Here is a 13,982-nt window from a genome sequence, read left to right as displayed (position 1 = left end):
ATTATAAATATTCTTTCCGCTGACTATGCGCAGAGCAACGCGGTGCGCATTCCAAATCGTCCTCCTCCCGGCAGCCTTGTGTTCCGTCACACAAAGGCGTATACTGAGGCAAAAAGGAGGCGTTTGCCATGTGGTTCGTTTACGCGCTGGGGTCGGCGGTGTTCGCCGCCCTTACCTCGATTCTGGCAAAGATCGGCATCGAGGGGGTCAACTCCACCCTTGCCACTGCTATCCGCACGGCGGTGGTGCTGCTGATGAGCTGGGGCATGGTGTTCCTTACCGGTACGCAGGCCGGTATTGCGGAGATCTCCCGCCGCAGCTGGCTGTTTCTGGTGCTGTCCGGCCTTGCCACCGGCGCAAGCTGGCTGTGCTACTACCACGCGTTGCAGGTGGGTGCAGCGTCCAAGGTAGTGCCCATTGATAAGCTCAGCGTGGTCATCACCCTTGCGCTGGCCTTTGTGGTGCTGCACGAGCCCTTTACCGCCAAAAGCCTCATCGGCTGCGCCCTCATCACCGCTGGCACACTGTTTATGGTGCTGTAACGGTCAGGGATGCACTCCGGGCGTTTTCATGGGGTAGAACGCATTACAAAAACCGTTCCAGCTGGATGCGATTATCCTCTTCAAAATCCTGCAGCCGCTGGGCAAGGCGCTTTGCGCCCGGGGCGGCGTTGGGGTAGTCTTTACAGCTTTTTACGCAGTCCACCACCCCCATGCCGCTGCCCTGTGTGAGCATCTCGGCCAGATTGCGGGTGGATTTGTCCGTAAGGGTCTTGAGCCCGATGCCCATTTTCGTGTTCAGCTTTGCCATGGTGCTCTGCCCCTGCGCGCTGCCGCCGCAGGCTTCGATGGCAGTGTGCGCCTCTTGATTCAGCTGGTGATAGATGTTGCGCTGGCGCAGCAGTTCGGCCTTGAACTGCACATCGTTGGTCATGGGTAAGATCTGCTCCAAGGTGTTCTTGCCCATCTCGGTGTTCTGCACCACCGCTTCCAGCAGGTTCAGGTTGTCGTTTTTCTGGTTTTCCATACAAAAAATCCCCCTTTGGCATCTATTATGTGCCCAAAGGGGGATTATATACGTTATTTCTCAGCAGATCTTATTGCCGCCGGAGATCTGGATGCCGCGCAGCCGCTCGTCACAGATGGCGTACAGGCGCTGCCAGCAGTTGGCGGCGCTGTCCAGCTCGTCCAGCCCTGCCACTGCGACGCTCAGGGTAAAGGGCACTCGCTTCATCATCCCCATGGAGGTGACGCACTCGTGGGGCATTTCGGCGTAGATGTTCCGCATCTGCTCGGCCAACTGGCCACCGTCCATATCCAGACAGCCCACCACAAAGGTGGTGCCGGTCAGGCGGCAGACGATCTGACTGCCCGGGATATCGAAATACTTTTTCCACTGGTTTGCCACAAAGCAGATCAGCTGATCCATCACCGGCTGACCGTAGGTATCCCGCAGCTGTGCGCCGTGATCCAGCGATATCAGCGCCACAGCGGCCTTGCGCCCCTGCTCTGCCCAGCGGTCCAGCTCGGCGGCGATCACGGTCTCCAGATAGCGGCGGTTGTACACGCCGGAAAGAAAATCGTGGTTCAGGTCCTCGCGGCACAGCTCCCGCTCGCGGGCGCTCATGCGCTCTTCCGGCAGCAGATTGCCTGCCAGCGGGGCAGACATGGTGATCCGCCACAGCTTGCCGTCTGCCCGTACCGTGCGGTGCAGCACACAGCTTACCCGCCCGTTGCACAGGGTATAGCTCACCTGCAAGCCTTCGTCCTGCCAGCCGGTGTCCTGTGGTAGCTCGTCCAGCAATACCGTTTCAAACGCAGTCTGTGCGCCCTCGGCAAAGGCGCGCAGATCCTGCTCTGTCCATTCTCTGTCCATCTGTAATTTCCCCATCATCCGTACGCGCCGCCGCTTCCGACGGGCGAAATTCCAATTTTCCCACAAATCCGGGAACTTACGGCTATTATACCATTGAAATACAGATTTTTCCAGCAAAACGCACAAATTTTTACGGCAGTTTTTACAATTCTGTCAAATTGCTGATTCTTTCACGTTTTGAACGTCTGCATTGCAGCGGCAGTACACGGCGCACTCGGCTTTGATCTGTGCGGCAAGGGCTTTGGAGTCAAAACCGGCTTTGGCGCGCCATGCCCAGTTGCCGCCCAGCTTGCCCGGGGTGTTCAGGTGTGCCTCGGCACCCAGACCCAGCCAGTCGTACATGGGAATGATGGCTCTGTCCGCCACCGAGCCCAGCGCTGCCCGCAGCAGCGCGGTGCGCGCGGCGGCAGTCTTGACGGCTGCCACCTCCTTGGCGGTGGGCTTGCAGGGGGTCAGGTGCAGATAGGCCGCAGCGGTGGCCTTTTCCTTTTCGGAAGCGCCGTTCTCCCACCAGTCGGTCAGGGTGGTGTTGTCGTGGGTGCCGGGGTAGACCACACCGTTCTTGACGTGGTTATGGGGCAGATACTCGTTGTCCCCGCCGCCGAAGGCAAACTGCAGCACCTTCATGCCCGGGAAGGTGCTGTCGGCCAGCAGCTTGCGCACGCTGGGGAACAGTTCGCCCAAGTCCTCGGCAATGATGGGCAGCTTGCCCAGTGCGGCCTCCAGTGCATCGAACAGCTCCATGCCGGGGCCGTTCTCCCACTTGCCGGTGCGGGCGGTGGTACTGGTGGCCGGGATGGCCCAGTAGGTGTCGAAGCCGCGGAAGTGGTCGATGCGCAGCAGGTCGTAGATGCCCAGTGCGTGGCGCACCCGCTGGATCCACCAGGCGTAGCCGGTCTTTTTGTGGTATGCCCAGTCGTACAGGGGATTGCCCCACAGCTGGCCGTCTGCGGAGAAGTAGTCCGGCGGGCAGCCCGCCACCCGGGCAAAGCGGCCGTCGGCGTCCAGCTCAAACAGCTTGCCGCCCACCCATGCGTCCACCGAGTCGGCAGAGACGTAGATTGGGATATCGCCCAGGATCTGCACGCCCTTTTCGTTGGCATAGGCCTTGACGGCCTGCCACTGGACGCTGAACTTGTACTGCACAAACTTCCAGAAACCGATCTCCTCTTCGTTTGCGGCAGCAAAGGCAGCCAGCGCGGCCTTGTCGCGGCGGCGGTAGGGGGTGTCCCACTCCACCCAGTTCTTCATCTTGTTGGCGACTTTCAGCGCCATGTACAGGGCATAGTCCTCCAGCCAGTCCTCGTTGGCAAGGGTAAAGGCGTAGTAGTCGTCGGGGTAGTAGTAGGTGCAGCCGTGCAGCCCGGCGCACTGGCTGCGCCATGCGGCGTAGGCCTTGCGTAGCACCGCAAAGCGGCTGACGTACAAAGTGCCGTAGTCCACTTCCAGCGGGTTTTTGCCCCAGCTTTCGGCCTTGAGGTCTGCGGCGGTCAGCAGGCCTTCCTTTTCCAGCGCTTCCAAGTCCACAAAATAGGGGTTGCCCGCAAAGGCAGAGCAGCTCTGGTAGGGGCTGTCGCCGTAGCCGGTGGGGCTGAGCGGCAGCAGCTGCCAGATCGTTTGTCCCGCTGCAGACAGGAAATCCACAAATTGAAATGCCGCCTTGCCAAAGCAGCCGATCCCATAAGGGCCGGGCAGACTGGATACCGGCATCAGAATACCACTTTCACGCATGATCCGTTACCTTCCTCGCTGTCAATTTTCGGGAATATTCGTTGTTTCCTATCATAACATAACCGCAAACTATTTTCCACAGGCAAAAATCGTGGTATACTGGTTTTTATAGGGTACCCCCTCAGCTTCGCTGCGCTCAGCAGCTCCCCCGAAGGGGGCGCCTTTGGCATGGCGGCGAAGTTTCCGGTTGAACCGTAAAGTTTGCGGGCGCGCTTGCTCCCCCGGGGGGAGCTGTCGCGCAGCGACTGAGGGGCTGCAAATCGGCGGAGCCGGAAAAAACGGTTAAAAGATCTTCACGCCGAACAGGCGTGAATCTTCAGTTTTTTCCGGTGTAGCCCACTTCTTTAGAATTGTCAAGGGCGTGCAGCCCTTGATCCGTTGCGGGGTGGGTGGAGTCCAGAGGTAGGGAGGGGGGAATCGGAACACCCCTCCCTACCTCTGGCCCAGCGGAGCGTCTTTGCACGCTGAAAACAAGCAGAAAGTCACCCCGCGGAGCGCAATGCACTTTTCCGGTTCTCTTTTGGTGTCAAAAGAGAACATCCCTCGGCAAAGACTCTTACCACTATTGTCAATCGTTCTATCTACAGGAGGTACTCGCGCGATGCAGCGCACAGAAAAATATTTTGAGCAGGACGCTTTCCGCACCGAATGCAAAAGCGTCATCCTTGCCGCAGAGCCGGACGAAAAGACCGGCGGCGGGCGCATTGCGCTGGACGGCACGGTGTTCTACCCAGAGGGCGGCGGTCAGCCCGCCGACCGGGGAACTCTGACCCTGCCGGACGGCACGGTGCTGCAGGTGCAGGACGTCCACGAGCAGGCGGGCGTCATCTGGCATACGGTGGATGCCCTGCCCGCTGCTGCCGCGCCCGGCGCAGCCGTTGCCGGCTGCATCGACTGGGACTGGCGGTTTGACAAAATGCAGCAGCACACCGGCGAGCATATCCTCTCCGGCATTTTGCACCAGATGTTCGGGGCGGAGAACGTGGGCTTCCATGTGGGCACCGAGGTGGTGCGCATGGACACCAGTGTGCCCATCAGCCCCGAGGGGCTGCGGAAGGCGGAGCTTGCCGCCAACCGCATCGTGTGGCAGGATGTGCCGGTGCTCATCAGCTACCCCACCCGGGAAGAGCTTGCCGCCCTTGTCTACCGCTCTAAAAAAGAGATCGAGGGGCAGGTGCGCATCGTGACCATCCCGGGCGCGGACGTCTGCGCCTGCTGCGGCACCCACACCCGCACCACCGGTCAGGTGGGGCAGATCAAGATCCTTGCCAGCGAGAACTACAAGGGCGGCGTGCGGCTGAGCGTGGTGTGCGGAGCCCGTGCACTGGCGGCGGCGCAGGCCATGCGCGCCCGGCAGGCAGACATCGGTGCGCTGCTTTCTGCCAAGGCCGACCAGACCGCTGTGGCGGTGCATCGTGTATACGACGAGTATACCGCACTCAAGTTTACACACTTTGGACTGTGCAGCCAGCTGTTTGACGCCCTTGCGCAGCTGACCGCGCCCGATGCGGACGCCATCCGTACCCTGCCGGGGCTGGACCCGGACGGGCTGCACCGGCTGGCTGTCCGTCTGACCGAAGCCACCACCGGCCTGTGCGCCGCCCTGACCCCCACCGAAAAAGGCACCGGCTACTGCCTTGCCCGGCGGGACGGCGATGTGCGCGCCCTGACCAAAGCCCTGAACGCCGCCCTGAACGGGCGCGGCGGCGGCAAGCCCGGCATCTGTCAGGGCAGCTGCGCCGCCACCCCGGAGCAGGTGGAGAGATTTTTGAAGGAGAACAACAAACTATGAGAATGCGTTTCAAACCCTATGCCCACGACGAACTGATGGCTGCGGATTTCCATGTGCACGAGCCCCTCATCTGGGGCGGCAAATGGCACGGCCAGTATGCCCGCCCGGAGCAGCCCTTTATTCTGGAACTGGGCTGCGGCAAGGGCGGCTTCATCTCCCAGCTGGCCTGTGCCCACCCGGAAAACAACTATCTGGGCATCGATATCACCGACAAGGTGCTCATCCTTGCCAAGCGCAAGATCGAAGCCGCCTATCAGGCAGCCGGACGCCCCATCGACAATGTGAAGATCATGAGCACCGATATCGAGCGCATCAAGGGCGTCATCACCCCGGAGGATGAGGTCAGCCGCATCTATATCAATTTCTGCAATCCGTGGAGCAAAAACGACTCCTCCCACAAGCACCGTCTTACCTACCCGCGCCAGCTCATCGCTTACCGCGAGTTTCTGAAGGACGGCGGCGAGATCTACTTCAAGACCGATGACGACGACCTGTTCCGGGACAGCGTGGAGTATTTCCCCGCTTCCGGCTACGACATCGAGTGGATCACCTACGACCTGCACGAGAACGAGCCGGAGTGGAACATCCGCACTGAGCACGAGGGTATGTTCACCGAGATGGGCATCAAGATCAAGGCACTCATTGCCCGCAAAAAGCCCGGTGCCGACAGCGTGACATGGGTAGACCCCAAGGTGATCAAGCGGATGGCACGCGAAGCTGCCGCTGCCGAAGCCGCCGCGCAGGAAGGCGAAGGAAATGTCTGACCCCTGTGAGCTGTGCCTGAATAATGTTCAGGACGAATACGGCAGCTACTACTGCGCGCAGGGCGCTGCTCTGGACGAGGACGAGATGGCACGCTATCTTGCGCACAATACCGCTGCCTGTCCCTTTTTTGAGCCGGGGGACGAATATAAGATCGTATCCAAACAGAACTGAAGAACGGAGGTGCCTATGGTAAGCTTTCTTACCGATACCGTGATATGCGGCTTTTCGCTGTACCATATTCTGGCCTATTTCCTGATCTATTCCTGTATAGGCTGGTGTCTGGAGGTCATCTACGCCGCCGCCACCACCGGTCAGCTGGTGAACCGGGGCTTCCTCAACGGCCCGGTCTGCCCCATCTACGGCTTTGGCATGATCATCGTGCTGTTTGCCCTTACGCCCTTGCAGCACAGCATCCTGCTGCTGTATATAGGCGGCGTCATCCTGCCCAGTGCGCTGGAACTGGTGGGCGGCTGGGCACTGTATAAGCTCTACCACACCCGCTGGTGGGATTACAGCGATTTTCCCTTTAACATTGGGGGCTATATCTGTCTGGAATTCTGCCTGCTGTGGGGTGTGGGCACGCTGGTGGTCATGCGCATCGTGCACCCGGCGGTGGCCGACCTTGTAGCCCTGATCCCGCCCTTTGTGGGGGTCATCCTCATGTGCTTTTTGTACGCCGTGTATGCGGTGGACGTGGTGGCTACCGCCATTGCCGCCTCTGCACTGGCTGATACGCTGGACACCATGGAGCAGCTGGGCGACAGCATCCACGCCGTCAGCGACGCCATGACCCAGCTGCTGGGTACCACCACCCTAAATGCCGACCAGAAACTGGACGAGGGACGGCTGCAATTCAAGCTTGCCGCCGCCGAGGCGCGGGACGCCGCCGGAAAGCGTCCCTCTGCCCGTGAGACGCTGGCTGCCATCCGCGCCAAGGCCGCTGAGGCCAGCGAAGCTGCCCGCCGCGCCAGTGAGGATGCCCGCCTGAACGCTGCCGAAGCTGCCAACGCCGCCCGCCTTGCTGCCAAGGGCACCGCCGAGCGCGCTGCTGAATTGTTGCAGCTGGAACAACTGGCAGCAGAGCTGCAACAGCGCAGCGAGGAAATGCAGGCACAGCTGCTGCGCACTCCCCGCATCGTGGGCCCGCGCCGTATGCTGCGCGCCTACCCGAAGCTCCGGCACGGCAAAAAGCTGCGCACCCTGCCCACATTGCGGGAGATGCTGCACCGCGCCGAGCAGGAAAACAAGGACGACAACAAGAATACCAAATGACCCCGAATGCCGCACCGGCGCTGCCGTGTGTGGCATTTTTGTTGCGCTTTGCTCGAATAATGTTGTTATAAAGTGTGAAAAAACTATTTCAAAACGACTGAAACCGTGTTATACTGATTATAAAGTATACAAACCGACCGCAATCGGCTTATCCGCATTCAATCTATCCAAATTGTGAGGAATCGTCATGTCAGAGGAACGAAAGACCAAAACAGATGCCGCCGCACCGGCATCTGCTGCGTTGGAGCGGATCGACCGCAAGGACGCATTTTTACAGGCCCTGCATACATTCCTGACCGCGCATCAGGGAACGGAATGGGCTGTCGCCGCTGTGGATATCCAGCACTTCAAGCTTTATAACGAGCTTTACGGCACCGAAAAGGGCGATGCTCTGCTGGAAACGGTGGCAAACTGTCTGCTGGGTTACAGCAAGCAGACCGGATATCCTGTGGGCTATTTTGGAAATGATGACTTTTTCCTGTGCCTGCCGGACGAAAAAGCCGAGCAGACCGCTGTGCTTGCCACGCTGCAAGCCTGCATGAATGCCGGCAGACAGGATGTCACCTTCTTTGTGGTAATGGGCGTGTGCCCCATGCAGGCAAACCCCGGCGCGGATGCCGCCACCCTGTGCAACTACGCGCAGATCGCCGGTGTAACGACAGACAGCGGCTACCTGCACCGCTTTGAGCCCACCATGCTCAACGAGCTGAAAGAACAGCAGCAGCTGCTGGGCGAGCTGGAGCACGCACTGGACAACCACGAATTCTGCTTCTTCCTGCAGCCCAAGTGCAACAGCATCACCCGCGCCATCGTGGGCATGGAGGCACTGGTGCGCTGGAACCATCCCACCCGGGGCTGTGTTCCTCCCGCCGAGTTCATGCCGCTGCTGGAGCGCACCGGCCTTGTGACAAGGCTGGACCAGTACATCTGGGAATCCGTCTGCCAGACCCTGCAGAAGTGGCAGGAAAGCGGCAGCAACCTTGTGCCGGTATCGGTGAACGTTTCGGTGCAGGATATCCTGAACCTGGATGTGCCGCAGATCTTTGCAGATCTGGTGGAAAAATATAAGCTGGAGCCAAAGCTTTTGCTGGCTGAGATCACCGAGACCATGGTGGCCGAGGATACCCAGATGGTGGAAAGCGCCATTCAGGGGCTGCACCGCAAGGGCTTCTCGGTCATGATGGACGACTTCGGCAGCGGGTATTCCTCGCTGAATATGCTCAAGGATACCAACGTCGATGCCATCAAGCTGGACATGAAGCTCATCGACATGAATCAGGAGAACCGCAGCAAGGGCGTGCAGATCGTGGAGTCGGTGGTGGATATGGCGCACCGGCTGAATCTGCCCATCATCGCCGAGGGCGTGGAGACCCCGGAACAGGTGTCCATGCTGCAAGCCGCAGACTGTCTGTACTCGCAGGGTTACTATTTCTTCAAGCCCATGCCGGTGGAAAACGCCGAAAAACTGCTGGCAGATCCCACCAATCAGGATTACTGGGATCTGCGCCGCGACCTGATGCGCCGTGACCGCCGGGTGGAGAACCCGGGCACCGAAAAGACTGCGCTGGCGCTGCAGGCCTACCAGATCTTTACCGACAACGTGCTGGAGATCTCGCTGCTGAACCTTGCCACCGGTGCGTACCGGGTGATCAAGCGGGACGCCCGCCTGCTGGGTGCAGATCTGGAAAAAGAAGAAGATTTTGTCAACTACTGCGACCGCCTGGTGAACGAGAAGATCGTGCACGAGGAGGACGCAGACCTGTTCTTGGAGCAGACCGATCTGGAAGCTTTGCGCTCTGTGCTGTACCACGCCACCGCGCCGGAGTTCTACCGCTACCGCGAGAACGTGTCCGGCCAGTATATCTGGGTCACCACAGAGGTGCTGCCCTGCCGGGGCTGCTGCGCCCAGAACCCGTGGGCGACCGTGCTGGTGCGCAACGACGCACAGGCCGACCAGCTCAGCGAGGAGCTGGACTTCTCTTACAGCCACGACACCCTGACCGGCCTTGCCAACCGCAGCCGGTACGAAGCCGACCTGCGGGAGCTGCCCCACAGCGGGTACGAATCCGTGGTGTGCACCTACATTGATGTGGTGGGGATGCACGAGGTAAACGAGCATCTGGGTCACCGCAGCGGCGACACCCTGCTGTGCTGTCTGGCAAACGCCGCCCGCAAGTTCTTTGCTACCAGCCGGGTGTACCGCATTGGCAGCGATGAATTTGTCATCCTTACCCCCAACGAGCCGCCCTACAGCGTGTGGAGCACCGCAGACCGGATGCGCGCCTTCCTGAAGGAAAAGGACTACGCCATCTCGGTGGGCATCCAGCAGACCACCGACCTGCGCCATGTGGACGAAGCCGTGGCCAAGGCCGAGGCTGCCATGCGGCAGGACCGGCAGACCTACTACGAGCACAACGGCCGCGCCCGCCAGCTGGAAGGCCTGAACGAAAAGATGGAGCGCACCCTGCAGGAAAAGCGGGATGCCGAGCACTTTTTGAAGGTGCTTGCCCCCAAATACAAGACGGTAATCGTGGTGGACCTGCAGGAGGACACCGTGCGCCCCGTTATTGTGCCGGACGACTTCCAGTCCGTTCTGGACACCTGCGGCGGCTCTTTCCGCGCTGCGTTGACCAACTACCGCGACACGTTGGTAGCGCCCGAGGACAGAGAAAACTTTGCAAAGTTGTTCGATTTCGGCCTTGTGCGCAGCACCGTGTTCAGCAGCAACCTGCTGGAGCACCGCTACCGCAAGACGGATGGCCGCAGCTTCTGCGTCCGTGTGACCCCCTACTCCTGCAGCGGCTCCCATATCAACGAGGTGCTGTGGATCTTTGCGGATGAAGATGTAGAGTAAAATATTCTTGTATGCTATAAAAGCAGCCAGACCGCCCGGTCTGGCTGCTTTTCTTTAGCCTGCTCGCCCTCTCAGGCGCTCCCGCGCCAGATTCCCCCTTTTGTCACCTACGGTGACATCTTCCCCCGGAGCGGGGGAAGTCTTTCCTCTCAGGAGGAGCCAAGCCATCACGTTCGTTGCTAAAGTATTAGGTGAAATGAGAAAGCTTCCGGCAGTGCTCTTGGCTCTCCCTTTGGGAGAGCTGTCACCGCAGGTGACTGAGAGGGCGCAGTCCACTGTCTTGCAAAAGCGCCGGGATGTGCTATAATAAAAATCACTTATTCCATACAATATATGTGGGTATATGGGTGCACCGCCCGCTGAGCCCGCAAAGCAAGGAGCTTTTCTATGCAGCATCTGTCCCGAACCGTTTCTCCCGCCCTGCCGCACCCCTGCCTGCGGGCGCTGCGGGCGGCTTTTCCGCAGACCATCCCGGTGCTGGCGGGTTATTTTGTGCTGGGGCTGGGCTACGGCATCTATGTGCAGTCCTTGGGGCTGCCGGTGTGGATGCCCATGCTCATGGGCACTGTTGTGTACGGCGGCTCGCTGGAGTTCGTGCTGGCAAGCCTGCTGCTGGGCGCGTTCTCGCCGCTGTCGGCCTTTCTGATGGCGCTGATGATCCAGGCGCGGCACCTGTTCTACGGCCTTGCCATGCTGGAGCGCTATAAGGGCTACGGCTGGCGCAGCTTTTACATGATCTTTGCCATGAGCGACGAGACCTTTTCCATCACCTGCTCGGCAGTGCCGCCGGAAGGAGTGGACAAGGGCTGGTTCATGTTCTTCATCACCCTGCTGGATCAGCTTTACTGGGTGGGCAGCGCCGGGCTTGGGGCTGCGCTGGGCACCGTGCTGCCCTTCAGCACCGAGGGCGTGGATTTTGTCATGACTGCAATGTTCACGGTCATCTTCCTGAACCAGTGGGAAAAAGATCAGCAGCACGGCAGTGCCCTGATCGGGCTTGCCGTGCCGCTGGTATGTCTGGCAGTATTCGGTTCCGGCAGCTTTCTGCTGCCGTCCATGGGCGGCATTCTGGTGCTGCTGCTGGCTTTGCGCCGTCCGATGGAAAAAGCAGCCGGGGAGGTAGAGGAATGACAGCAGTTCAGATGGGGCTTACCATTGCGGTGTGCACCGCCGCCACCATGCTTACCCGTTTTTTGCCGTTTCTGATTTTTTCCAGCAAGGAGCAGCAGCCGCCGGAGGTGGTGCGGTATCTGGGGCGGGTGCTGCCCGCCGCTATTTTCGGGATGCTCATCGTCTATTGCCTGAAGGGTGTCACCCCGTTCTCCGGCAGCCACGGCATCCCGGAAGCGCTTGCGCTGCTGGCGACCATCGCGCTGCACAAGTGGAAGCACCAGACTCTGCTCAGCGTAGCCGGGGGCACCCTTTGCTATGTACTGCTGGTGCAGCTGGTGTTCTGAGCAGTGATGCTCAGTGATAGAAGGTGTCAAAGTTCACCTGACGGTAGAATCGCTGCTGCAGCTGGTCAAAGCTTTCGCAGTTCTGCGCCAGCAGCCACATACTTTTGGTCACCACCGCCTCGATGGTCATATCGTGGGCTTCCAAGAAGCGGAAGCGGTTGCGCACCCGCTTGCCCACCTCATACACGCCCACGTCGCTGCCCTCGTAGGTGACCTGCGTGGTCATGATGAGCACCTTGTGGGTGGTCTCGTAATCGCCCAGCCCGGCGGCAAAGGCGTCCATCAGCTGCTGCGGGATGCCGCCCACGCCGAAACTCTCCACGATGACACAGTCGTACAGACGGAAGATCTCCGGGATGAGCGCCGGGGACATGCCCGGGGTCAGCTTGAGCAGGAACACCCGGCTGTCCAGCGTGCGGCTGAACTCCACCGGGCCGGTGGGCCACGGCGAGGGGATGTACCGCACCAGCCGGTCGCCCTGCACCAGCGCCAGCTCCGGGAAGTTGACCGAGGCAAAGGCGTCGTAGCTGATGGTCTTGTTCTTCTTGGCGCGGGTGCCAGCGATGACGTGCCCGCCGAACACCACCATCACGCCCCGGCTGCCCGGGTCGATGGCGCAGACCACGCTGTCCCGCAGGTTTTTCTTGGCATCCGTGATCTCGTTGGAGATGGGCTGCTGCGCGCCGGTGAGGATGATGGGCTTATCCGCGTTCTGGATGAGATAGGAGAGTGCCGCCGCAGAGTAGGCCAGCGTATCCGTGCCGTGGCAGATGATAAAGCCATCGTACAAGGCGTAGTTTTCCTGAATGGCGCGTGCCATCATGAGCCAGTGCTCCTGCCCGAGGTCGGTACTGTCGATGCTGCACAGCGCCAGCGTTTCCGGGCAGCACAGCTCCTTCAGCTCCGGCAGATGGGCAAGCAGTTCCTCGCTGCTAAGCACGGGCTTTAACCCCTGCTGGGTGCGCACGCTGGCAATGGTGCCGCCGGTGGTGATGAAAAGCAGACGTTGTTTGGACATAAAGCAAAAGCCCCCTGTGGCAGTAATTTCAACGTGAGACCAGTATAACATACTCCCCGGGGCTTGAACAGTGCCCGCTGCTCAAAATAAGAAATCTGTTTTCCGAATAAAGGCTTCCCCCGGTCGGGGGAAGCTGTCACCGCAGGTGACTGATGAGGGCGCAGGCAAGCGGCAGCTTACGGGAAATCACCCCTCATCCGGCGCTACGCGCCACCTTCCCCCCAAGGGGTGAAGGCTTTTACTCCGTGGCAAGCTGAAAAGCTGATTCCTATGGCAAAGAATTTTGCGACCCGGTCACAGAAATCAGCACGGCTTTGGTGTATAATAAGGCAAAAGAACCATGCAAAGGAGCAACACCATGTCCAACATCGTCATCGTAGGTTCCGGCCCGGCGGGAGTGTCCGCCGCCCTGTACGCCGTGCGCGCCGGGGTGCAGACCACCGTGCTGACCAAGGGCTCCGGGGCGCTGGCGCGCGCCGAAAAGATCGAAAACTATTACGGCTTTGCCCAGCCGGTCTCCGGGCCGGAGCTGGAACGCCGCAGCATCGAGAACGCCCGGCGGCTGGGGGTGCAGTTCGTGCAGACCGAGGCTGTGGGGCTGACATGGACCGACCGTTTGACCGTGGAAACGCTGGCAGGCGCGTACCCGGCAGACGCGGTCATTCTGGCAACGGGTGCTTCCCGCGCTGTGCCTCGCATCCCGGGGCTGACCGGGCTGGAAGGCCACGGCGTAAGCTGGTGTGCCGCCTGTGATGCCTTTTTCTACCGCGGAAAGGACGTGGCGGTGCTGGGCAGCGGCGAGTACGCCCTGCATGAGGTGCAGGCGCTTTTGCCGGTGGTAAAAAGCGTCACCCTGCTGACGAACGGCGCAGCCCTGACCGCAGACTTCCCGCCCGAGGTAGCCGTCTGCACCCAGAAGGTGGAAGCCATTCTGGGCGAGCAGACCGTCACCGGCGTGCAGCTGGCGGGCGGCGCGGTGCGGGAGGTGTCCGGCGTATTTGTGGCGCTGGGCGTGGCGGGCAGCACCGCACTTGCCCGAAAGCTGGGCGCTGCCGTAGAGGGCAGCCGCATCGTGGTGGACGATAAGATGCAGACCACCGTGCCCGGCCTGTACGCCGCCGGAGACTGCACCGGCGGGCTGCTGCAGGTGGCAAAAGCGGTCTATGAGGGCGCACTGGCGGGTACGGAAGCCGCCAAGGCGCTGCGAAAGGGGTGAGC

At 60.5% G+C, this 13,982-nt stretch carries 13 protein-coding genes; 9 read left to right on the top strand and 4 right to left on the bottom strand.

Annotated features, from left to right (window positions below; all coding sequences use genetic code 11):
* Positions 1 to 128: 128 nt before the first annotated feature.
* Positions 129 to 542, top strand: a complete 414-nt coding sequence (locus tag MTP36_RS15215; protein ID WP_097779010.1) for an EamA family transporter — start codon at positions 129 to 131, stop codon at positions 540 to 542.
* Between the two features lie 43 nt (positions 543 to 585).
* On the opposite strand, the gene MTP36_RS15210 is transcribed toward MTP36_RS15215, so the two are convergent.
* From MTP36_RS15210 to malQ, 3 genes are all read right to left on the bottom strand, one after another.
* Positions 586 to 1,026: a hypothetical protein gene (locus tag MTP36_RS15210; RefSeq protein WP_006735368.1), complete on the bottom strand. Its 441-nt coding sequence runs from the start codon at positions 1,024 to 1,026 to the stop codon at positions 586 to 588.
* Between the two features lie 60 nt (positions 1,027 to 1,086).
* The gene (locus MTP36_RS15205; RefSeq protein WP_249252128.1) at positions 1,087 to 1,875 is read right to left on the bottom strand and encodes a GGDEF domain-containing protein; all 789 of its coding nucleotides are present in this window, start codon (positions 1,873 to 1,875) and stop codon (positions 1,087 to 1,089) included.
* Between the two features lie 153 nt (positions 1,876 to 2,028).
* Positions 2,029 to 3,606 carry a 4-alpha-glucanotransferase gene (malQ, locus tag MTP36_RS15200; RefSeq protein WP_249252126.1) on the bottom strand — a complete coding sequence of 526 codons (1,578 nt, stop codon included), beginning with the start codon at positions 3,604 to 3,606 and terminating at the stop codon, positions 2,029 to 2,031.
* Between the two features lie 601 nt (positions 3,607 to 4,207).
* Between malQ and MTP36_RS15195 the strand changes: the two genes are divergently transcribed.
* The 7 genes from MTP36_RS15195 (at position 4,208) to MTP36_RS15165 (ending at position 11,746) form a co-directional block, all read left to right on the top strand.
* Positions 4,208 to 5,398, top strand: coding sequence for an alanyl-tRNA editing protein (locus tag MTP36_RS15195; protein WP_249252115.1), 1,191 nt, complete (start codon positions 4,208 to 4,210; stop codon positions 5,396 to 5,398).
* Positions 5,395 to 6,162: a tRNA (guanosine(46)-N7)-methyltransferase TrmB gene (trmB, locus tag MTP36_RS15190; RefSeq protein WP_249252113.1), complete on the top strand. Its 768-nt coding sequence runs from the start codon at positions 5,395 to 5,397 to the stop codon at positions 6,160 to 6,162. The genes MTP36_RS15195 and trmB overlap by 4 nt, the downstream gene beginning before the upstream one ends.
* Positions 6,155 to 6,334 (top strand): DUF6472 family protein, encoded by a 180-nt coding sequence (locus MTP36_RS15185; protein WP_097785226.1) that lies wholly within the window; start codon positions 6,155 to 6,157, stop codon positions 6,332 to 6,334. Before trmB ends, MTP36_RS15185 begins: the two co-directional genes overlap by 8 nt.
* Before the next feature lie 15 nt (positions 6,335 to 6,349).
* Positions 6,350 to 7,435, top strand: coding sequence for a putative ABC transporter permease (locus tag MTP36_RS15180; protein ID WP_249252103.1), 1,086 nt, complete (start codon positions 6,350 to 6,352; stop codon positions 7,433 to 7,435).
* 187 nt (positions 7,436 to 7,622) lie between these two features.
* The gene (locus MTP36_RS15175) at positions 7,623 to 10,289 is read left to right on the top strand and encodes an EAL domain-containing protein (RefSeq protein ID WP_249252101.1); all 2,667 of its coding nucleotides are present in this window, start codon (positions 7,623 to 7,625) and stop codon (positions 10,287 to 10,289) included.
* 387 nt (positions 10,290 to 10,676) lie between these two features.
* Positions 10,677 to 11,420 (top strand): AzlC family ABC transporter permease, encoded by a 744-nt coding sequence (locus MTP36_RS15170; RefSeq protein ID WP_249252091.1) that lies wholly within the window; start codon positions 10,677 to 10,679, stop codon positions 11,418 to 11,420.
* The gene (locus tag MTP36_RS15165) at positions 11,417 to 11,746 is read left to right on the top strand and encodes a branched-chain amino acid transporter permease (protein WP_006735387.1); all 330 of its coding nucleotides are present in this window, start codon (positions 11,417 to 11,419) and stop codon (positions 11,744 to 11,746) included. Before MTP36_RS15170 ends, MTP36_RS15165 begins: the two co-directional genes overlap by 4 nt.
* Positions 11,747 to 11,756: 10 nt before the next feature.
* On the opposite strand, the gene MTP36_RS15160 is transcribed toward MTP36_RS15165, so the two are convergent.
* Positions 11,757 to 12,764 (bottom strand): asparaginase, encoded by a 1,008-nt coding sequence (locus tag MTP36_RS15160; RefSeq protein ID WP_055186189.1) that lies wholly within the window; start codon positions 12,762 to 12,764, stop codon positions 11,757 to 11,759.
* Positions 12,765 to 13,122: 358 nt separating this feature from the next.
* Between MTP36_RS15160 and MTP36_RS15155 the strand changes: the two genes are divergently transcribed.
* Positions 13,123 to 13,980, top strand: a complete 858-nt coding sequence (locus MTP36_RS15155) for an NAD(P)/FAD-dependent oxidoreductase (RefSeq protein WP_249254442.1) — start codon at positions 13,123 to 13,125, stop codon at positions 13,978 to 13,980.
* Positions 13,981 to 13,982: the final 2 nt, after the last annotated feature.

Source organism: Faecalibacterium sp. I4-1-79, from assembly GCF_023347235.1.
Taxonomy (GTDB): Bacteria; Bacillota; Clostridia; order Oscillospirales; family Ruminococcaceae; genus Faecalibacterium; species Faecalibacterium tardum.
The sequence above is the reverse complement of the archived record's forward strand: the minus strand, read 5'-3'. Positions and strand labels throughout refer to the sequence as shown.